Raw genomic sequence first — 22,035 nt, forward strand, 5'->3', positions numbered from 1 at the left:
TAGTAAAAAATGGCAGGGGTAGCTGGACTCGAACCAACGGATGTCAGGATCAAAACCTGATGCCTTACCAACTTGGCTATACCCCTGTAATGTCTAGGCAGGACGAGCGCTGAATGCTAACAAAGTATTAGCTAGGCTTCGCTACCTATCAACCGTCTAAGACGGTGTTCCCTAGCGGTGTTCATTGCGAACTATACCGAAACTGGGATAACGTTGTCAATGACAATAGCATAAGAGGTTGTCTATAAACCGCTTATACTCAATGTATGTCTAACGCTTCTTACTAAAAATGGCAGGGGTAGCTGGACTCGAACCAACGGATGTCAGGATCAAAACCTGATGCCTTACCAACTTGGCTATACCCCTATTGTGGCGACCTATTATAAGTAAATTTTTAGATTTTGCAAGTCATTTGCGCCTTTTTCTGGTATTTATTCGAAACTAAGTGAATTAGCCTGAGTTGCATCGCTACTATTGTAGTGAATAGAGGTCTTTTTATTAAGCCTGTCAATCGTAAGCTAATGCTGTATGAGTTAATTTTGTACGAGAGGATTGACCACTCTACCACTCATAAATATTGCAGGTTCCGTCAAACAAGCTGTATTCTCTGGGTCTTCGATGACAATATCACCTTTTCGTAAATAGTAACTACCTATACGGTCTTTAATTTTGCCACTCGTAAGAACTTCCTCACCCAGTTTAACCTTGGTTCCCTTTAAAGAAATAGAGTTTTCATCCTCAAACAGAATGGCTCTATCTGGATAAAAAATAGGACTAAGATACTTATCATCGTTCTGAACAAAGTATAAGCAGTTATCTTTTATAACGTATTTGCCTTTCAAAACAAAATTGATTTCGCGCATTGAAAGAGCCGGTGCGTAAGTAAATAGTTCAGCAGGTGAACTGGTTTTACGGTGCTGCTCAGGAGTAGATATATTCTGAGAGTTATCTTTTAATTCAATTCTTAGCTGCGATGGTAAAATTACATTATCAGACAAACGCTTGGAATTAGGTTCATCATAAGACTTAGGTAGCGATGTACACCCAGTTAGACTCAATGACAAGCAAACAAAAACCGTACCTATTATTGAGCATTTTTTTAGATATAAAGCATTCACGTTACAAACTCCCCACCACATACCCCGAACAAGGCGCACTTTCAACCCACTTTGCCAATAGCTTTTTATCACTGGCAATACTCGCATTTAAGGGTAAAAACACCGCGCTACCAGAACCAGTCATGCGTGCTGTACCCATTGCTTGCGATTCTAACGCTTGCAAATAATGTAAGGCCTCTGCAACAGCAGGAGCGAGGATGGTGACTACTGGCGTAAAGACATTGTGATAAGGCGTATTCAAATTTTGAACATAATCATTGGATTGATTTTTAATCGTATCAATCGATAGAGGAGCGATATCTCGCTGTAGTTTGGGGTGGGCGAAAAGCTTAGCCGTGTTCACATGGGCGTTTGGGGTTAAGACTAAATATTGCTGGTCAGGTAAATTGATGGCAGTTAATTTTTCACCAATTCCCATGGCAATGGCATCTTGCCCAAAGATAAAGATGGGTACGTCTGCACCTACCTTTGTACCAATTTCTATAAGCTCATCGCAAGTAACGTTAAGCTGCCAAAGCTCATTAAGTACCAGCATAGTTGTTGCGGCATTGGATGAGCCACCGCCCAATCCTGCACCCATGGGCAAATGCTTGTCTAAAGTGACAGTGACTTGTGCCAATTCCCTAGGTAGAGTCTCTGACTGTATGGCAAAAGCGAGCAATGCGCGCGCCGCTTTGAAGATTAAGTTGTCTTCTATATTGGCAGTTATCGCCTCTGCACCAGCTAATACTAATAGCTGATGACAGAGGGTATTGGCATCTGCTTTATTATCAGCCGTTTGTATCACAACATCATCCATGAGTGAAAAATGCAAATAATCGCCCCAATCAAGCAGGCGAAACAGCGTTTGCAAATTATGATAACCGTCAGCACGCTTGCCTGTAATATGCAAAAATAGATTGATTTTTGCAGGGGATAAACGCGTAACAGTAGAGTCAGATGCTTCGGCTATGTTTTCAATCATGTTTTTTCATCATAAGGTACAGTCATAAACGACTATGGTAATGAGCAATAGGGGCTGATTTTTCAGTGGTGATATACTAGTAATGACGGACTAGTGATTAATCGTCATCACAACTTTATTGCCCTGTGGTTGTACAGCGCTGATCTTACTAGGGAGCTTGTCATTCCCTTTATAAGTAAAGCTGGCACTCCAGTCGCCATTGACTGATCTGATCAATCGGTTTTGAGCATCTAGCTGCGGAGCGCTATCTGAAGGCGCGGGGCGACCAGAAATCCAGTAAGGAATTTGCGAGATAGGCGCTTGCCAGCCAGTGGCTTTTTGTAATAGTTCCTCAGGGTCATCAGCGGTCAATGTACCTGTCTTTTCACTGACTAGCGTCGCGGTTTGACCATTGTACTCGATGTTGGTTTTACCAATGCCAAGCGCGCCGATGAGTTCAATAGCAAAACGATCGTTTTCTTGTCCCCATGCATAAAACGCACTACCGCCTTGGGTACCTGAGGTGTCATTAGCAGGTGTGGTCACCCCAATTTTACCCGTGATATTAAAGCTCTCTAGCTTTTTGGGCTGATCTGCGTTTTGAGCTTGCATCGTGGTTGGTTGATTGGTCGCGTTGGCTGTTTTTAGTGACTGACAGCCAGAGGTAATCACCATTGTAGTCGCTATCGCAGTAAGCAAAGCCAGTTTGTTTGGTTTATAAGACATCGTTGATGCTGACATAATGTGCTCTCAAAATGGGAAAATGGACAGGTTAACAAAGATATTAGCTTAAGGGCTATTTGTTGCTCAGTTATGCACGGCTGTTAGCTTCTTATACGTCCCTTGTAATTGATAAGTGCTTTGTAGTATCAAGTCTAATGGCATCACGCTGCAACAGTTATTTTGAAAAACCAATATCAATATAGCTGTATGCTGTCATTGATATTGTGTTGTCCAAAGGAGAAGCGCTGCTGCAAATCTGCGAGTAGTGCTTCGACTTTTTCGTTATTGCCAAGACCCTGATAAGCACGCAGTAATAGAGTGCCTGAGCGCAGAGTTGGGAGCACATCGTAAGGCGTTTGCAGATAATCGATGACTTGCTTATAGTTTTCTTTGGCCAGTGCATTACCCGCCAGTACATTGAGAGCTTGCAGATGAAGGTCATTATCATAGCGTGGGTCGTCATAGCGAATCTGAATAATTGCTGTGGCGAGTGCCAAACCTTGCTCAGAGCTACGCTCGTTGGCCAATAGCAACTGTGCATAACTGAGCTGATAGGATAAATTGGTAGGATCGAGCGCCTGCAAATGATTAAGAAGTGTACGTTTGACGACATAGTCGCTTTTGTCATCTAACAGTTGGACACGGGCAAAGAGTAACATCTCATTATCAGGGTATTTACGAGCGGCCCGCGTCAATAGACGTAAGGCTTCTTCTGATTCATTTTGCTGCCACAAAATATCGGCTTGCATCACAAAGGTGTCAGGGGCGAACACCGTAAAGTCTTTGCGTAGCTTTTCTAAAGTAGCAATGGCGGCGTCGACGTCGTCATTGAGCAATTCATATGCCACCACTTTTCGACGTGCTTCTAATACTAAGTCTTCTTGCATCACGGCATTGAGATAGTATTTGGCTTTATCAAACTGCTGCTGGCGCTCAGCACTGATACCGAGATAGTAATAAGCTTGGTCAAGGTAAGCGGGGTTTTTGGCAAGCATATTGAGTAGATCATCCGCACTCGCATATTCTTCGATATCCAAGCTCACTAGTGCTGCTAACAAGGTAATCTCAGCATCGTCGTTAAAGCGGCTGTGGGCTTCGAGCAATAGTTTCCAAGCTTGCTCGCTTTGTTTTAAGTCTAATAAGTAGCGAATCTCGTACAGGTACAAACTTTTGCTATCAGGATTGCGCAAGCGTGCTTGGCTTATATAGTTGACCACGGTTTCAGAGGTGACGATTTTGCGCAAGATGTCAGCCTTTAGGGTGATAAAAGGCACATAATCAGGCTGGCGCTCTAGCGCACGGTTGATATGCACGATAGCGATTTCGGGCTCATTAAATTGGTAAAGTAAACCAGCTTTTAATACGGACAGTGAAGCATTTTGCTCACTATCTAGTGGCTGCAAAGCGGCAAGCAGCTCGCGTTTGTCATCGTCATTATTGGGATAAATACCGATAAGGATTTCGCTCAAATCTGCACGCGGATCGTAACGCAAGATGCGGTTTAAGGTCTCGCCAGCTAAGATATAGTCGTGTGCCCGTAGTGCCAAATGCGCCACATAAAACCAAGCAGGTACATGATCAGGATTCTGGTCTTGCCATGATTTCGCAAAGGCTAATGAATCCTCAACCCTTTCATTACGCAATGATAGAGTTAGTGCCCTCTCAAATACCGCTGTGGCATCTTCTTTAAAAGATTGTTGCTTATAGATCGTAATCGCACGTTGTTTGTCATCACGATCCGCAGCAAACTCTGCATCTAATAGAGCATATAAACTGGGTTCGTTGAGTTCAGGCTGCCATAGGCTGGCTGGCGCTAGACCATCAATGTTGGTTACGCTATCTGTCCTTTGGCTGTTTTTATGAACAGTCGTGCTGATAGAGGTGCTAGAAGTAGCATTATTATTTGCCCCGTTATCGCTAGTAATGACTGCTGCTGGTGGCGTTTTTGCGGCCAATTCTGTATCAGCATGGCTGGCATGTGTAGGTACGGCAAGGCATAAACAGACGGCCAATGACAACGCTAGCTTATAACGCTGGCACAAACGATCAATAACGACCTGCAATAAAGCGCGGAGGCTAGATTGCTCGTTATAAAGAGGTTGTGCTCTAGATAATGATCCAAAAAACATCATAGATAGTCGTGTTCGCCCATGGTTTACCTACATAACTGAGGCAATTTATTTTAATCATTTCAAATCAAATAGTGGTAAAGAGTACCCATGACAAATATTATAAGAGCAGATGAACAGTATAAACAATAGTATCCGTGTTACTCATATCTGAGCAATCATCATTCTATTGATAGGCTATGACTCATACTTGTTTTAAGCATGAGTTATTTTGCTAGTACTTTTATACAAATAGCTATGCTGACCAGAATACTGTGGAAATATAACAAGTTAGGCGACACTAAGCGAATGATTTATGGCGATCTTAGCGACTATTTGCCAAAACACATCCATTGATTTTATCAATCATATCGGTAGTTGATTTGTTACATTTGCGACCAGATACAGAGATATCGCTATCATAGATGGGTGAGTGTTAATTAACGCCAGCAATAATGATATAATAAGCGGTTTTTAGGGTCTTCCTTTCAGCGCTGTCGTCAAAAACTGTCTTTTAAAAATAATAAGATAGCGTGAGTGAGCAGCTAGGCGTCATGTTTATGGTCTATCGATAATGAGATTAGTGGTCATTGGGGTCAATCACAAAACTGCACCAGTCGCTCTGCGAGAGCGCTTGGCGCTGGTGGGTGACGATGTGAATGTCGCGCTTGAGCAAATAGAATCCTTCACGGATGGCAGTGTGATTGTCTCCACTTGCAATCGAACTGAGATCTACGCGCTTGTGCCCCATACGTTGACCCCGCACCACTCACACTCATCAAGCTCGGCAGTCAATGAGCAGACAGATCACGCCATCTCTCATAATGATTTTAGTAGCAGTGCTCATGTCACATCAAGCATGATCAGCGCTCATATCCTCAAGATTAAGACGTGGCTTGCTGAATTCAAACAGCTGCCACTCGTAGATATCGATCCTTATCTCTATGTGCACCGCGACACGCACGCATTGACCCACTGGCTAAGAGTCGCAGCGGGGCTGGATTCTATGATACTGGGTGAGCCGCAAATACTTGGTCAAATCAAGCGCTCTGTGCATTTGGCACAAGAGCAAAAAGTATTGAGCAATCAGCTCGGTTGGATCGTTGATCAAGTATTTGCCGCTGCCAAACGAGTACGTAACGAGACGCAAGTTGGGGCGCAAGCGGTATCGCTGAGTTTTGCGGCGGCCAAATTGGTCACGCAGATATTTGATGACTTGCCGAGTCGTACGCTATTGGTCGTCGCGGCAGGTGAGATGAATCGCTTGGTTGCCACCCATATCGCAGGACTTGGCGTTGGGCGAGTGATTATTTGTAATCGTAATCCTGAGCGTGCTGAGGCATTGGCGGCTGAGTTACGTAGTCCCAATCGCCGTATAGACGTCAGACCCTTGCAAGATTTGCCGCAAGTATTGGCAGACGCCGATATTGTCAGCAGCTGTAGTGGCAGCATGGATTTATTGATTGATAAAACCATGACCATGCAAGCGCTTAAGCGTCGCCGTTATCAGCCGATGTTGATGATAGATTTGGCCGTACCACGTGATATTGACTCAACCATCAGTCGCATGGATGATGTCTATCTGTATTCTATCGATGATTTGCAGCATGTGATTGCTGGCAATATTGAGCAGCGTCGGCAAGCGGCGGTTGATGCAGAACTTTTAGTCAGTCAATTGGTCGTTGAAATAGATCGTCGCTTCCAAGTTCGTCAAGTGGGTAAAGACATCCAGCAGTATCGTACCTGTACTCAAAATCAAGTAGATAAGCTACTGCATGAGTCCATTGCCAAGCTGCAACAAGAAGATATCAGTCCAGAAGACATTCTCATTGAGCTGTCACGGCGCCTGACTCAAACACTGACGCACGCACCATCCAAGCTCATGCGTAAAGCGGCCCGCGAAGGCGACAGTGATTTGCTAGATTTTGTGGTGTCTGGGCTACAGGATGCCCATCGCGGGCGCTGATGTTCTCACAGCGTCGATCAACGAACACTTACCAATAAAACTCTAATCGCGCAAGCCATATCAGTGCCTGAGCGTATCGTTGTCAACCTCTAGTATCAGTGCTACTATCAAATCTTATGGATGATTTGGGTCAAGACAGTTTGGCTTAACATAGGGTGATGAGACTCGCTCATGTTGTGACTATAACGTGACTAGAAATAGTTTCGCCCCATGTTTATAGCCCTCATTAATGTGTATTAGAATCAGTGCGTTTGCATATCATGAATCTGAAGCATTGATATCAAAACAACACATGACCTCATCATTAAAGACAGTAGCGCTGGGTTAAAGGGTTATCTTGTCTATCCTATATCTTCTTCATTTTTGTTCGATATGAGTATTCGGTTGATACCAATCATCTATGGTACTTAACGATATTAGTATCTATATTATTTCCTATCCCTATATTATGGTATAAAAATAAGGTCCAAAAAATTAAGAAACAGTCATCATCTAATCATATACTAGGAGTGTTCCATGCCTGCATTACGTCAAGATATCGATCCAAACGGCTTATTAGAGTATTCAGTGGTCTACACTGATCGTGCGCTAAACCATATGTCAAAAGCCTTTCAGCAAGTGATGAATGACTTATCTAGTGATCTAAAATCTGTCTACAACGCGGATGCCGTGACGATCGTACCGGGTTCTGGTACTTATGGTATGGAAGCGGTCGCGCGTCAACTGGCAAATGACGAAGATTGCCTCATCATTCGTAATGGTTGGTTTAGTTATCGTTGGACGCAGATTTTAGAGAAGGGCAAAATTGCCAAATCGTCTACCGTACTCACTGCCAATCGTGCAGATGATAGCGAGTCACCAAAACCGTTTGCACCTGTGGATATCGACACGGCGGTAGCTAAAATCAAAGAAGAGCAGCCAGCAGTGGTATTTGCGCCGCACGTCGAGACTTCGTCTGGCATGATTTTGTCAGATGACTATATCAAAGCGTTGAGCGCGGCTGTGCATAGCGTCGGTGGATTGTTGGTTATCGACTGTATCGCGTCAGGCTGTGTCTGGTTAGACATGAAAAACTTGGGTATCGATGTGCTTATCAGCGCCCCGCAAAAAGGCTGGAGCAGTACACCAGGCGCTGGTCTTGTCATGCTAAGCGAGGCGGCGGTCAAAAAAGTAGACAGCACAGAGTCTGATAGCTTCAGTATTGATCTAAAGCAATGGCTAAATATCATGCGCGCTTACGAAAACGGCGGTCATGCCTACCATGCGACAATGCCGACAGACAGCTTACGCCAGTTCCGTGATGCGGTGAATGAAGCCAAAGCGGTTGGTTTTGATAAGCTATGTGAGGCGCAGTGGACGCTTGGCAAACGTATTCGTGAAGTACTAGAAGCCAAAGGCATCGAGAGCGTTGCGGCTGAAGGCTTTCAAGCGCCTGGCGTTGTGGTGTCTTATACCGATCGTGATGATATGCATAAAGGCAGCGCTTTTGCGGCAGCGGGTGTGCAAATCGCCGCTGGCGTACCCTTAAAAGTAGGTGAGCCTGGCAGCTTCAAGACGTTCCGTTTGGGTCTGTTTGGCTTGGACAAGCTGACCGATATCGATGGTACGGTCACGCGTTTTGAGTCCGCACTGGATGAAGTGTTAAGCCAGTAAGTCAATGATTAAGCGTTCTTATAAGTGGATATGCTTTGTAAGAGCACTTTTATCATCATAAAATACTGAGCCGTTATTATCATCATACGTGCTCAGTATTTTTTTACCCTTTTATTATATTTTATAATATAATGTATTTATATAAATCGAATGTTAAGCAAATACTTAATAAACCTAAATGGGTAGTCCGTTATGAGTATACAAATAGACTGGCAAGCATTTACACCGATCTCTTTAGTCGGTGGTCTGATGCTAGGGGTAGCGACAGTTATTTTGCTGCTCGGTATCGGCCGTATAGCGGGTATCAGTGGCATTTTTTCAAGCTTGCTAAAACCCAAGCGTGTAGAGATGTGGCAGATACTGTTTATACTGGGTTTGGTCATATCGCCCGTGCTGTACAGGCTGGCAAGACCGCTACCTAACGTAGAGATTAGCACTTCTTTGCCACTGTTAATTGCCGCAGGGTTACTGGTCGGATTTGGCACGCGTCTTGGCTCAGGCTGTACCAGTGGGCATGGTATTTGTGGTAATGCACGTCTATCTCCACGCTCACTGGCCGCGACCGTCACCTTTATGCTGTTGGGTATTGTGACCGTGTATATCGGTCGTCATGTCCTAGGGCTACTATAAATGCTCAATGGCAGATTGCCATGAGATTGCTAGTAGGACTAAAGCACGCACGACATATGATAGTTAATAGAAGATAATAATAGCGAGATACGACGATGCTAAAAAATATAATCGGATTGCTGGCAGGGTTACTGTTTGGGTTTGGGCTGCTGGTGTCAGGTATGACGGACCCTGTAAAAGTACAAGGGTTCTTGGATGTGTTTGGCGCATGGGATATCTCCCTTGCCCTGGTGATGGGTGGTGGGTTGTTCGTTGCATTTTTTGGTGTGCTGTTGGCCAAGCGTCAAGAGAATAGCTGGATTGGCACGCCCATTGACATGCCAAGCAAAACCGTCATCACCAAACAACTGATTATCGGTGCCATGTTGTTTGGTATCGGCTGGGGGCTGGTGGGTATTTGCCCGGGGCCAGGCATTGTCTTGCTCGGGACGGGTCAGTGGCAAGCGTATGTGTTTATCCCTGCGATGGTCGTAGGAATGCTGGTCTATCAGTGGTTTGAGCCAAAAATTGGCTAATTAAATAATGTGAACATTAAAAAAGGTCAGCCACGTATATGTGATTGACCTTTTTTATGAATGTTAGTTGATGACAGGATTTAATGTATTGTCAGATCACTTAGCACTCGCAGTGACTTTTGACGTTTCGTGCGCCAACGATTTGGCTGCTTGGCGTAGCTCAAACTTTTGTACTTTACCCGTACTGGTTTTTGGGATTTCGGCAAAGACGATATATTTGGGCACTTTAAAGCCTGCCAAGTGCTGACTACAATGCGCTATTACCGTATCGCGTTGCAAGGTGCTGCCCTCATGAATCTCGATAAAGGCGACGGGCACTTCGCCCCATTTATCATGTGGCGCGGCGACGACCGCACAGCTCTCAATGGCAGGGAGCTTGTATAAGACATTTTCGACCTCGATACTAGAGATGTTCTCACCGCCTGAGATGATGATATCCTTGAGTCTGTCCATGATTTTGATATAGCCATCAGGGTATTTGACACCCAAATCCCCCGTGCGGAACCAGCCATCAGTGAAGGCATCTTCAGTGGCTTTGCGGCTTTTTAGATAGCCTTTCATCACCATATTGCCACGTAGTGCCAGCTCACCCATCTCTTCGCCATCGGCGGCGACTGGCTCAGTCGTGCCTTGTTTAAATACCTCAAACGCTGTCATTAAGTGTGAGGTCACGCCTTGACGAGATTTTTTTTGGGCGCGGGTGGCGACATCAAGATCACTCCATTCTTCTTGCTCAGCGCAAACGGTCACTGGCCCATAGACTTCGGTGAGACCGTAGACGTGAGAGATATCAAAGCCCATCGCTTCCATTGCTGCCAGCATGGTTTCAGACGGCGGTGCCCCAGCGACCCAGCCTTTGACGGTATGCGTAATGGCTTCCTTGTACTCGGGTTTGCCGCCAGCAATCATATTATGGACGACGGGCGCAGAGCAGTAATGGGTCACTTGATGTTTGGCAATCAGCTGCAATATCAAATCCGCATCAATCTTACGCAAGCAGACATTGACCCCAGCGCGCTCAGCGATGCTCCACGGGAAGCACCAACCGTTACAATGGAACAGCGGCAACGTCCACAAGTAGGTCGGATGCTTTGGCATATCCCAATCCAAAATATTCGACACCGCATTGAGCGTAGCACCGCGATGATGATAAACGACGCCTTTTGGTTTGCCTGTTGTGCCAGAGGTGTAGTTCAGGGCAATGGCATCCCATTCATCCGCTGGCATCTCCCAATTATCCAAGCTGTCTGAACTGGCAACCAATGCTTCATAGCTCATCTGTCCAAACGGCTCGACATCGATAGCATGATCGGTCGCGTGAATGACAATGAGGTTTGGGAAGGTCTCATCGATAATCTCAGCGTGCTCCGCAAACTCGCTATCCAAGATCAGCACCTTGGCCTCTGAATGCTGCAAACAAAAAGTCAGGGCGTTGATATCAAGGCGCGTGTTCAACGTACAGAGTACGCCGCCTGACATGGGTACGCCAAAGGCGCATTCGACCATCGCTGGCGTGTTTGGCAGCATGACGGCGACCGTATCGTTTTTATCGATACCCAGTTTGCGTAAGCCATCTGCCAGTTGGCGGCAGCGCGTATAAGTCTGTTGCCACGTCTGAGTGAGATTGTTGTGTGCAAGGTCATCATAAATGATCGCAGTCTTATCGGGATAAACCTGAGCGCTACGGATAATAAAATCAATAGGGGTGAGTGGTTGATAATTGGCAGCGTTTTTGCCGAGGCCGGTATGAAAATCTGTCATGATGATAATCCTTTATCATATTTTTATAATTCGTCAATAGGGTAACGCAGCACCTTAATTTAACACAGAAAGAGGTTAGAATAGTCGATGTTTATCGATTAGTCTAATGGGCGGTGAGGAGAGAGTGATAAAATAGTTCTCTGATTATAAAAAAACATTGTCAACACTGGAGCGGGTTTTATCGTAACAACCTAACGATACGCCACCAGCCCGTGTGATAATTGGCACACTTCACGATCGTATTCTGATCGTCACCAAATAGTGCTCACTCATCAGTCGTTTGTCTGCATAGCTAGTGATAATAGCGGTGTGTTACGATACTGATAACGCTAAATCCCGTAGCACCACGATTTCTACAAAGCCATTTTTAAGAAGCCGTCTCAAAAAACATTCATAAGGAAAATGATATGACCGCCAGCCGTTCTGCTAATACGATCGATACCGCCAGCACCAATGAATACTATCCCCATTTATTTGAGCCATTAGATTTGGGTTTTACCACGCTAAAAAACCGCATGGTCATGGGCTCTATGCATACGGGGCTTGAAGACCGTTTTTATAACTACGGTAAGCTGGCGGCGTATTTTGCAGAACGTGCCAAAGGCGGCGTGGCAATGATGATCACTGGCGGCATCTCACCCAATCGCGAAGGTTGGTTGTTGCCTGCTGGCGGCACGATGAATACCAAAGCTGACGTCATCAATCACCAACGCCTCACTCGTGCTGTGCATAAGCATGACAGCAAAATCATCATGCAGATATTGCACAGTGGTCGCTATGGCTATCATCCTTTTGCGGTATCCTCCAGCCCAATCAAATCCCCAATCTCGCCGTTTAAACCGCGCAAGATGAGCATTAAAAACATCGAGCAGACAGTCAAAGATTATGCCCGCTCAGCGCGTCTTGCCAAGCAAGCGGGCTATGATGGTGTCGAAATCATGGGCTCTGAGGGCTACTTACTCAATCAGTTTTTATCGCGCCACGTCAATCAGCGTAGCGATCAATACGGCGGCGATATCAATGGCCGGATGAAGTTTGCCGTCGATGTGGTCAAAGCTGTTCGCGAAGCCGTGGGTGAAGATTTTATTATCCTATTCCGCTTGTCAGTGATTGATTTGGTCAAAGATGGTAACGTTATGGATGAAGTCATCACTGTCGCCAAAGCGCTAGAAGAAGCGGGCGTGACGATCATGAATACGGGCATCGGCTGGCATGAAGCGCGTGTCCCAACGATCGTCACCAGCGTACCACGCGCCGCTTTCGTTGATTTCACTGCTGAGATCAAAAAACACATCAATATCCCAATGATGGCGGCCAACCGCATCAACATGCCAGATACCGCAGAAAAAATCATCGCTGATGGTCAGGCAGATGTGATTCAAATGGCGCGTCCATTCTTGGCGGATGCAAACTGGGTCAACAAAGCCAAAAACGGTCAGACAGACCGCATCAATACCTGTATCGCCTGTAACCAAGCGTGTCTCGACCATACCTTTGAAAACAAACGCTCGACCTGTCTCGTCAATCCGCAAGCGTGCTATGAGACTGAGCTGGTCTACAAAAAAACCAAGAAACCGAAAAAAGTCGCCGTTATCGGTGGCGGGGTCGCTGGTATGTCAGCCGCTCATGTCGCCGCCTTACGTGGTCATGAAGTGACCTTGTTTGAAGCCAAAGATGTGTTGGGTGGACAGTTCAACTACGCCAAAGTCATCCCGGGTAAAGAAGAGTTCTTTGAGACTGTTCGCTACTATATCAACGAGCTTGAGCACTTAGGCGTCGAGATTAAACTCAATACTTTTGTAGATAAAGACATGCTGGAAAAAGCCAAGTTCCATCATGTTATCGTCGCCACTGGCGTTGTACCTAGAAGTCTCGCAGGTAAGCTTGAAGGGGCTGATCTGCCACAAGTCATCAGCTACGCTGAATTGCTCTCTGGTGAAAAAGCCGTGGGCAACACCGTGGCGGTCATCGGTGCTGGCGGTATTGGCTTTGATGTTAGTGAATATCTGACTGCCAATCACGGACAATCGCTGGATGAGATCGGCCCTGAAGGTCTAAAAGATCCAGATTATCGCCCTGAACCTCAGTCCATCAGCGAGTGGCGCGAGGAATGGGGCGTGACCAACGATACCGATTATCAAAGTGATGGCGGACTGGTCAGACCCAAAGCGATTAAGCCCATTCGTCAGGTCTATCTGATGCAGCGTAGCAAAGGCCGTCTGGGTAAAGGCCTCAACAAAACCTCTGGCTGGGTGCATCGTGCGCATATCAAATCGCATGGCGTCATCCAAGTCGCTGGCGTGCAGTACGACAAAATCACTAACGAGGGCATTTGGGTCACCAACGCCCAAGGTCAAAGCCAGCTACTCCGTGTCGATAGCGTCGTCGTCTGTGCTGGTCAAGAGTCAGTCGCCAGTCTGATGCCAAATGTCGGCGATGCGCCAGACGCGCAATACCATCTTATTGGCGGTGCCAAACTGGCAGCTGAGCTGGACGCCAAACGCGCCATTCGTGATGGCGCTGAGGTTGCGGCAGGGATTTAAGGATTATTTAGACTTTTCAAATAATCTATATTTGAAAAAATGAATGTTTTGACAAAGGCTGTTTTTCTTGAGAACAGCCTTTGCTTAAGTACATTAATTTGCTAAAGAAACTAATTCTTGAAATTATTAATGATTCTTTATCTAGCTTGATTAAGGGATATTAAGTATTTTTTTTACTATTTTGTCATATATTAATTCTTTATGTATGATATTGATATCACTTCGATGTATGTCAGCATGTTTTTTCAATACTATTACTGCTTCCAGAGAGACTTCCTTTTTTATACTGAAAAACGATCCCAAAAGAAAATAAAGCCCTAAAAACAGTAATACATACTGATTGTCTACAGAGACATAGATTTTTGATAAGTACTCATATTCTAAGAAATAAGATAGAAAACCTACAATGAAAAAAACCGAGAGCATATAGTAAAAATAAGAATATATTTTATTTAGTGTTTTTAATATAGGGTATGAATATCTATAAATTAAGCAGATATTTTCATTTTCGTAAGTAATATAGTTATTTGCTTTTCTAAAAGTCGATAACTCAATATCGCAAGAATTGTTGGAGATATCAATAATTTTTCTACGATAATATTTACTTATATTTAATTTATAAATCTTGTGGAACACCTCTCTTTCATAGGTAGTAACTAACTGTTCTCTGAGTTTGTTATCAACTTTTTCTGTTTCAAAAGCTTCTTTGAGCTTATCCAAGCTATAGTATCTATTCTCTTGGTAAGATTTACATACCTTTCCTATCTCAAAAAGTATTTTCAATGTTGCCATGATAATTGCGATTGGCCATAAACTGTCTAAAGATTCAAGATTTAAACCTAACATTTCTGACTTCTATGTGATAAAAAATTAAACTATACACTTTTAATCATAAATTAGTAACCTTCCATCTCACTAGTCAGCCACTCAGATACATCGTCTATCTGTGCTGCCAATTCAGGATGTGCTTTGCCCAGCTCAGCAAGCTTGGCATTAATCTCATGCTTATTATATTTCACACCAGTCAATGTCTCTTTGAGCAAATCAATCAGCTCAATATTTAACGCATCAGAGAAGATAACAACCTCCGTAATCACAGCTTGCTTGATATCCAAATGCACATCCATCATGCCCCAATCAAAGCGCGTCTCGATATGATGGCTAAACTCAGGCGTCTTGCCAAAGCGCCAATCCCAGTCCGCCATCTGCTGATAGTAAGCGTTTAGCGCCGGCTGCTTGGCAAGGCTGGCTTCATCCAACTGCTCAACTGGCGCAGTTTCTCCATAATACTCACAAAACGCCTCGATAATCGCCTCAGACAAGGTCTCATGATTGATGGCATCATTGAACGCTACCAAGTTTGCCACGCGCGCACGTACCGATTTGATGCCTTTTGCTTTGAGCTTTAAGGGATGCGGATTGAGATAATCGCCAAGCTTTTGCATATTGGCATTGACTAGCAGTGTCCCGTGATGAAAACTGCGATCGGCGGCGTGTTTGAAGGCGCTGCCTGATATTTTTCGATCGCCCACTTGCATATCATTACGACCAGACTGCTCAGCATCGATACCCAGCTTTTTTAGCGCATTGATGATAATGGTAAAGTTGGCCGTTTGGTCGTACGCGTGTTTTGGGGATAAAAAAGTAAAATTGGTATTGCCCAAGTCATGAAATACCGCACCGCCGCCACTTTGACGCCGCGCCAAAAAGACATCGTCTGCTGCCATCTTATCCGTCTTGCATTCTACCCATGGATTTTGTGAGCGACCAATGACCACGGTCTCAGAGTTGCGCCATAAGAAAAGCGTGTGCGAGTCGGGATTGAGCGTATTAAATATCCAATCCTCGGTGGCAAGATTGAACCAAGGATTGGTCACCGCAGACTTTAAGATGCGCAGTTTCATGATGGATCCTTTTTTAATCGTTTTTATAGGGAAGTGCTACAAATAGATACTGATATTCTTACTGATAAAAGATTGGGGTTCAATGATAGAGTGGTAGGGAGAGTAATTCGATGGAATATGTAAGCAATACTATAACGTAAAAAGTATTAAGTCTTGCTGCTAGTAGTGGAAAAGCTGAGCAATAAGCTCAGCTTTATGATGTATTAAATCTCAATAATATCTCACTCTATTCAGCACAAATCTCCCACTGCGACTTGGTACTAAGATAACACTGCATCACCGCTTTGCCAGACTGCGCATAGGCATCACTGACGATACGCTGATTGCTTGGCAAACGATATCTGATAATGGCTGGCTCATCATTGACGGTGGTCGTCCATCCAGTGATCTCATTACGGTCATTGTAGTTTGCTTGATTAGATGTGGCCATTTTGCCAAGTCCTGGCAGGTTATAAGAGACCTGCCTAAAGCTATAACTCATCGCTGCACCTTCAGCGCCCTCATACTGACAGTTTAGCTTTTTGTGTAATTTGTCATCTATTTTTGTATCGCCAGATACGAGCCAATACCTCTTAGATAGTAAATAGATAGTAAAAAATTAGCAAACAAATATCAATTATTATATTTTTAAGGAAACCTCCTACTGATTAGATGGCATTGCTTATACTTTGATATTATTAAGATTGTCTATCGATGAGTCTTATTGTTAGAAAGCTTCGATATCAAGATAGGTTCTATTCTTATACATACTGATGAGGGTAATGACTCAAGAGTGACTTTGGAGTTTGCCAGTATATAAATAATAAAGCGCTGAAATAGGCTAAAGTAGAAAAATTGTAGGGTAGCAGCGTCTACTGGCTTTTCGCTCGATAAAGTATTTTACCCAGTTATCTAAGATATAGAAAAGCTAGACATCGTGAAATGGCTTTAAATAAGACAGGTTAATCCATAAGAATGTGCGATGACACCTATAAAAAGCAATATACAAGGTGGTTATAGATTTACCATCATAGTGCCTTATTAGCACATTAACCTCCACCACATATCAGACGGTTATGACCGACACGAGTTGGCAAATGCAGTCTACGTGCTTAATAGGATTATCCGATGACCAACCGTGATCTCATCATCTTTGTGACCCTCTCTTTTATGTGGTCACTCTCTTTTGTGTTTTATCGGGTTGGCGTGCCTGAATTTGGTTCGTTGGCATTTGCCAGTTTGCGGGTGATTTTTGCAGGATTGGTCATGCTCGTATTTGTACTGCTAAAAAAGAAAAACAGAGTTGGTATCAAACAGCACTGGAAAATGCTGTCGCTGGTTGGCTTATTCTCTGCCGCATTGCCATTTGTGTTGTTTTCTTTTTCTGCGCAGTCAGTGAATGCAGGCGTACTCGCCGTACTAAACGCTTCCGTACCGATGATGAGCGGCTTTATCGCTCGCGTCTTCTTTAAAGACAGACTGTCCAAAAAACAAGCGCTTGGATTGGTGATTGGGGTAGTTGGGGTGATTATATTGATGAGCGAAAGCTTATTTGGTGGTGGCGATCAGGGTAAAGGCTTGGTCGAGGGATTATTACCGATGGGCTACGCGCTATTCGCTTGTGTGGGTTATGCGCTTGGCGCAAACATCACCAAAAACTACTTATACGATGTCTCGCCAGTTGCGATCACGGCAGGTTCACTCATCATCGGTAGCCTTATCATGCTGCCGGTGACTTTTACAGAGTTCCCTTATGGCAAAGCGATCAGCATAAAGGCATGGGTATCTGTAATATGTATCGGTGTGTTTTCAACCGCCATTGCCCTTATTTTTATGAATCAGTTGATCAAAAATATTGGGCCAACGCGTGCCACGAGTATCACGTTAGTCATTCCAATTTTTGCGATTATTTTGGGCTATCTATTGCTTGGCGAGGCGCTAAATATACAAGCCATCATTGGTTCGATTGTGATATTAATCGGCACATATCTGTCATTAGAGCTATCAATTAAGAAAATGCTAAAGCCAAAAGACAAGGCCCAGATGAACAGTATTTAAGGCTTAGTAAACAGTCTTCGTAGTAAACAAATACGAAGATTTGTATAGGTGAATATTGTTGTATCTGTTTGTAAATATTGCTTGGAATAATGAAATCTATCCCCTATAAATGTAGGCGCTAAACGTAGATTTACTAATGATATTATAAGTTTTTCTAAACAGCATTCGATAATAATCAGTATGAATGATGGTTGCTATAACTAAAGATCATAAATAGCGACAATAACCAATAGGACAGATTATGGCACACGATATTTTATTTGAGCCTGTAAAAATGGGCACACAAACGCTAAAAAACCGCATTATGATGGCTCCACTGACACGTCTGCGTGCCGTTGAGCCAGGCGATGTCCCTATCACATGGGCAGCAGAGTACTACTCGCAGCGTGCAGGGGCGGGCCTTGTCATCACTGAAGCGACGCAAGTATCGTTTCAAGCAAAAGGCTATGCAGGCGCACCAGGGCTACATACTCAAGATCAAGTCACTGCATGGAAAGCCATCGTTGACAATGTCCATGCCAAAGGTGGCAAGATTGTCGTCCAGCTATGGCACACAGGACTTGTCTCACATGAAAGCGTACAACCTGAGCGCCGTGCGCCAATTTCAGCCTCAGATGTCGATGTAGGTATCCGTACCTCATTGCGTGATAGTGACAACCAAGCCATTCGCGCGGATGCCACGCCGCCGCGCCCAGCCAGTCTTGATGAGATTCAGCAAGTGGTTACTGACTTTGCACATGCAACCAAGTGCGCGCAGGAAGCGGGGTTTGATGGTATTGAGATTCATGGCGCGCATGGTTATTTGCTGCATCAGTTTTGGGCCAAGCATACCAATCAGCGTGACGATGAGTACGGTGGCAGCCGCGAAAACCGCGCGCGTCTGACCTTGGACGTGATTGATGCTTGCGCAGAGGCATGGGATGCTGATCACGTGGGTATTCGTATTTCACCACTTGGCACGTTCAACAATGTTGAGGGAGGCTACGAAGAAGACGATAACATTTGGCTGATTGAGCAAATCAACAAGCGTGGTCTAATGTATTTGCATCTGTCAGAGCCAGACTGGGCAGGGGGTACGCCGTATAGCGATGAGTTCCGTCAGCGTGTCCGTGATGCGTTCGATCAGACCATCATCGCGGCGGGAGGCTATGATGCGGACAAAGCAGAAAAAAATATCAAGGCAGGTTATATCGACGCAGTAGCATTCGGTCGTGATTATCTTGCCAATCCTGATCTCGCTGAACGTATTCAAGAGGGTGCACCGCTCAACGAGCAGCATCCAGAGAGCTTCTATGGTGGCAGCACGGTTGGCTACACTGATTATCCGTTTATGGATCAGGCGCAATAGTTTATTTGTCGGTTCTGCTGACTAAATAGCTAAATTATGCTTCATAAAAGCCCTCTGACTATCGGTAGTCAGAGGGCTTTTTTGTGCTTCTATTTTCATTATGTACCAAAATTGCCTGTTTGATAATCACGGAACGTTTGTCGTAGCTCATCTTGGGTATTCATTACAAAGGGGCCGTGACCTGCGATAGGCTCACCGATAGGTTCACCACTTAACAACAGTAGTTTGGCAGGAGTGTGTTCATCGTTATCGGTAGAATAGGTGAGCTCAATAGTATCGGTAGCAGCATCAGATAAAGGTACAGGTTGAGAATCTACAGATGGTTCAATCGGCGCTGCAAACTGAATCAGATTGCCTGCACTGATAGATGTGCCATTGACCAGTACTCGGCCTTCTTGTACGAGAAGCAGGGTATTGTGCGTGCTAGGTACTTCGAGTATCGTTGTGCCTGCGGTATGCAGCGCGATATCCCATAGGTTAATGGGCGTAAAGGTTACCGCATTACCTGTGACGCCATGCCAGTCACCTGCAATGATGGCAACTTGACCGATGACCGTTTGTTTGTCAGCGCTTTGAGCAACAGCATCTTTAGTAAGATTATCTTGAGAGTCGGCATCGCGACTGTCCACCAATTCTATGATAGGCATCTCAGCACGTTTGATAAATTGATATTTAGGATCAGTCAGCTTGTGCGCGCTTGGCAGATTGACCCACATTTGCACCATACTAAACACACCACCGCGCTGCCCAAACGCCTCAGAATGGAACTCTTCGTGTAGAATGCCGCGACCAGCGGTCATCCATTGCACATCGCCTTCCAAAATATCCCCGCGTCCACCGATAGAGTCAGCATGACTGATTTCACCTGAGTACGCGAGGGTGACGGTCTCAAAACCTTTATGAGGGTGTTTGCCAATGCCATGTGGCTGCGTCTGATAATCAGGATTTGGTGCAAATGTCGTCGGCTCGCCATAATCAAATAGTAAAAATGGATCGGTATGACTGTAATTGAAGTCTGGTTGGTCATCGACATAATTGATCAATGTTTTCACAAAGAATCCGTCACCGACCCAATGTGGTGCTTTATCACCATGAATCTGTTTGATTGGACGCATGGATTACCTCATGATTTTATCTAGCATAAGTCATATTAGTTAATATTATACCGCAATTTCATAATAAAATGAACTTATGTCGTGTTTATTTTAAGCTATCAAATGCGACTGCTTCTTAAACGACCTCGCCACTCACAAAGCCACTGGCCCAAGCCCATTGGAAGTTATAACCACCAAGCCAGCCTGTTACATCGAGCACTTCGCCGATGAAATACAAGCCCTCTTGTAGATTGCTTTGCATGGTCTTTGAGGATACCTCATCGGTTTTTACGCCGCCGCGGGTGACCTCGGCCGTGCGATAGCCTTCAGTACCAGACGGCTTGAGCTGCCAGCCGTTGAGGGTAGCGCCAAGCTCACTCAGTCGCTCATCTTTGATATTGGCAAGCTCAGTATCTTTGATATCGTCCCAAAGCTGGGTCTGTAGTGCTGCCAATAGTTTTTTGGGTAGTGCGTTGTCTGTGTTTTCTGCCAATACAGTACGGATCAGTTGGCGTGGGTGTGACTTTTTGCGGGTGAGTAAAATATCGGTGACATCTACATCGGGCAGTAGGTTAATGCTGATCGTCTCACCACTGTGCCAATAGTTCGATAGCTGGAGCATGGCAGGGCCAGAGAGCCCGCGATGGGTAAACAGTACAGGCAGTTTAAAAGAGATACGCTCGTTACTGGCAATGACTGGTAGGCTGATGCCTGCTAAGCTACGAATCAGCTCGCCTGTTTTGTCCGTGAAGGTAAATGGTACGAGACTGGCATCGGTTGCTATCAAGGTATGCCCAAACTGCTGCGCTAGCTCGTAGCCAATGCCGCTTGCGCCCATCGTTGGAATAGACAAACCACCAGTGGCTACCACTAACGACTCACAACGATAGCGCGTCTGTGACGATTGACTCTCGCTTGCGACGTCTTTTTTGCCAAGCTTTTTGCTGGTTATTAGCTCAAACCGTTTTGCTTTATCATGGACAGTCGTCTGTACATGATTGATTTGGGTATTGAGCTTGATTTGCACACCGACAGCCGTACATTCATCAAGGAGCATAGTGAGGATATCTTGGGCAGAATCATCACAAAATAGCTGCCCGTGTTCACGCTCATGGTAGGGAATCTGATGCGCCTCTACCATGCCGATAAACTCCCAGCTTGGATAGCGACTCAGTGCCGACTTACAAAAGTGAGGATTGGCACCGATAAAATGCTCAGGCTCGACGAAGTAATTGGTAAAGTTGCAGCGGCCACCACCTGACATCAAAATCTTTTTGCCTGCTTTATTGGCGTGATCTATGACCAAAACGCGACGACCACGGCGACCGGCGGTGAGCGCACAATACAATCCTGAAGCGCCAGCGCCGACGATGATGACGTCATAGTGAGTAGAGGGGTGTGCATTGTGGTGATTAGTCATTGCGGTCTCGTAAAACAATCATTTAAAAAAAGGTGATAACAAAACCAATTGTATGTGTTAATAATACAGATCGGCGGTGTTGTCTAAAGCAGTATCGGTAGGGTAGCTATTGTCCATATTTCATTTGAGGTTACAAGGATTAAATGTGATATCCGATGAGCTGTGACATGGCATCTGCATATCAAGAGCACTCTTGATTGTGATGTTGCAATAATCCTTACTAATAATTCTTCAATAACCGCTGCTATCAATCACCAAGTATACAGATGTAC

The 22,035-nt window shown here is 44.9% G+C and carries 17 protein-coding genes and 2 tRNA genes; 7 read left to right on the forward strand and 12 right to left on the reverse strand.

Features of this window, described 5'->3' with window-relative positions; translation table 11 throughout:
- Window positions 1–10 precede the first annotated feature (10 nt).
- From CUR83_RS01845 to CUR83_RS01870, 6 genes are all read right to left on the reverse strand, one after another.
- Window positions 11–86 (reverse strand) — tRNA-Gln (locus CUR83_RS01845).
- 204 nt (window positions 87–290) lie between these two features.
- Window positions 291–366, reverse strand: a tRNA-Gln gene (locus CUR83_RS01850).
- Window positions 367–533: 167 nt separating this feature from the next.
- Window positions 534–1,118, reverse strand: coding sequence for a hypothetical protein (locus tag CUR83_RS01855; protein ID WP_284718941.1), 585 nt, complete (start codon window positions 1,116–1,118; stop codon window positions 534–536).
- A gap of 1 nt (window position 1,119) precedes the next feature.
- Window positions 1,120–2,082, reverse strand: a complete 963-nt coding sequence (ispE, locus tag CUR83_RS01860) for a 4-(cytidine 5'-diphospho)-2-C-methyl-D-erythritol kinase (RefSeq protein ID WP_284718942.1) — start codon at window positions 2,080–2,082, stop codon at window positions 1,120–1,122.
- A 90-nt stretch (window positions 2,083–2,172) separates the two neighbouring features.
- Entirely contained in the window at window positions 2,173–2,802 is a 630-nt protein-coding gene (lolB, locus tag CUR83_RS01865; protein WP_284718943.1) for a lipoprotein insertase outer membrane protein LolB, read from the reverse strand.
- A gap of 176 nt (window positions 2,803–2,978) precedes the next feature.
- Window positions 2,979–4,916 carry a tetratricopeptide repeat protein gene (locus CUR83_RS01870; RefSeq protein WP_284718944.1) on the reverse strand — a complete coding sequence of 646 codons (1,938 nt, stop codon included), beginning with the start codon at window positions 4,914–4,916 and terminating at the stop codon, window positions 2,979–2,981.
- 550 nt (window positions 4,917–5,466) lie between these two features.
- On the opposite strand from CUR83_RS01870, the gene hemA reads away from it, so the two are divergent.
- The 4 genes from hemA (at window position 5,467) to CUR83_RS01890 (ending at window position 9,656) form a co-directional block, all read left to right on the forward strand.
- Window positions 5,467–6,858, forward strand: coding sequence for a glutamyl-tRNA reductase (gene hemA / locus CUR83_RS01875; RefSeq protein ID WP_284718945.1), 1,392 nt, complete (start codon window positions 5,467–5,469; stop codon window positions 6,856–6,858).
- A gap of 516 nt (window positions 6,859–7,374) precedes the next feature.
- On the forward strand, window positions 7,375–8,511 hold the full coding sequence (locus CUR83_RS01880; RefSeq protein WP_284718946.1) for an aminotransferase class V-fold PLP-dependent enzyme: 1,137 nt from the start codon (window positions 7,375–7,377) through the stop codon (window positions 8,509–8,511).
- A 192-nt stretch (window positions 8,512–8,703) separates the two neighbouring features.
- Entirely contained in the window at window positions 8,704–9,141 is a 438-nt protein-coding gene (locus tag CUR83_RS01885) for a YeeE/YedE family protein (RefSeq protein ID WP_071002485.1), read from the forward strand.
- Between the two features lie 95 nt (window positions 9,142–9,236).
- Window positions 9,237–9,656: a DUF6691 family protein gene (locus tag CUR83_RS01890; protein ID WP_071002483.1), complete on the forward strand. Its 420-nt coding sequence runs from the start codon at window positions 9,237–9,239 to the stop codon at window positions 9,654–9,656.
- A gap of 96 nt (window positions 9,657–9,752) precedes the next feature.
- On the opposite strand, the gene CUR83_RS01895 is transcribed toward CUR83_RS01890, so the two are convergent.
- Window positions 9,753–11,417, reverse strand: coding sequence for an AMP-binding protein (locus CUR83_RS01895; RefSeq protein ID WP_284718947.1), 1,665 nt, complete (start codon window positions 11,415–11,417; stop codon window positions 9,753–9,755).
- A gap of 407 nt (window positions 11,418–11,824) precedes the next feature.
- On the opposite strand from CUR83_RS01895, the gene CUR83_RS01900 reads away from it, so the two are divergent.
- Window positions 11,825–13,960: an NADPH-dependent 2,4-dienoyl-CoA reductase gene (locus CUR83_RS01900; protein ID WP_093067305.1), complete on the forward strand. Its 2,136-nt coding sequence runs from the start codon at window positions 11,825–11,827 to the stop codon at window positions 13,958–13,960.
- A gap of 150 nt (window positions 13,961–14,110) precedes the next feature.
- Here the strand turns inward: CUR83_RS01900 and CUR83_RS01905 are convergent, their stop codons facing one another.
- The 3 genes from CUR83_RS01905 to CUR83_RS01915 form a co-directional block, all read right to left on the reverse strand.
- The gene (locus tag CUR83_RS01905; RefSeq protein ID WP_186475240.1) at window positions 14,111–14,806 is read right to left on the reverse strand and encodes a hypothetical protein; all 696 of its coding nucleotides are present in this window, start codon (window positions 14,804–14,806) and stop codon (window positions 14,111–14,113) included.
- A gap of 50 nt (window positions 14,807–14,856) precedes the next feature.
- The gene (gene lplA / locus CUR83_RS01910) at window positions 14,857–15,864 is read right to left on the reverse strand and encodes a lipoate--protein ligase (protein ID WP_093067311.1); all 1,008 of its coding nucleotides are present in this window, start codon (window positions 15,862–15,864) and stop codon (window positions 14,857–14,859) included.
- A gap of 226 nt (window positions 15,865–16,090) precedes the next feature.
- Window positions 16,091–16,345: a hypothetical protein gene (locus CUR83_RS01915; protein ID WP_071002476.1), complete on the reverse strand. Its 255-nt coding sequence runs from the start codon at window positions 16,343–16,345 to the stop codon at window positions 16,091–16,093.
- A 626-nt stretch (window positions 16,346–16,971) separates the two neighbouring features.
- Here CUR83_RS01915 and CUR83_RS01920 point away from each other — a divergent pair.
- Both CUR83_RS01920 and nemA read left to right on the forward strand, forming a co-directional pair.
- Window positions 16,972–17,901: a DMT family transporter gene (locus CUR83_RS01920; RefSeq protein WP_071002474.1), complete on the forward strand. Its 930-nt coding sequence runs from the start codon at window positions 16,972–16,974 to the stop codon at window positions 17,899–17,901.
- A gap of 241 nt (window positions 17,902–18,142) precedes the next feature.
- Complete coding sequence (nemA, locus tag CUR83_RS01925; protein ID WP_071002472.1) at window positions 18,143–19,249, forward strand: alkene reductase; 1,107 nt, start codon at window positions 18,143–18,145, stop codon at window positions 19,247–19,249.
- 98 nt (window positions 19,250–19,347) lie between these two features.
- Here nemA and CUR83_RS01930 read toward each other — a convergent pair whose 3' ends face one another.
- A complete protein-coding gene (locus CUR83_RS01930) occupies window positions 19,348–20,364 on the reverse strand; it encodes a pirin family protein (protein WP_093067314.1) in 1,017 nt (338 codons plus the stop codon).
- A gap of 115 nt (window positions 20,365–20,479) precedes the next feature.
- The gene (locus CUR83_RS01935; protein WP_284718948.1) at window positions 20,480–21,763 is read right to left on the reverse strand and encodes a BaiN/RdsA family NAD(P)/FAD-dependent oxidoreductase; all 1,284 of its coding nucleotides are present in this window, start codon (window positions 21,761–21,763) and stop codon (window positions 20,480–20,482) included.
- Window positions 21,764–22,035: the final 272 nt, after the last annotated feature.

It is taken from the genome of Psychrobacter pocilloporae, from assembly GCF_029872915.1.
Classification (GTDB): domain Bacteria; phylum Pseudomonadota; class Gammaproteobacteria; order Pseudomonadales; family Moraxellaceae; genus Psychrobacter; species Psychrobacter pacificensis.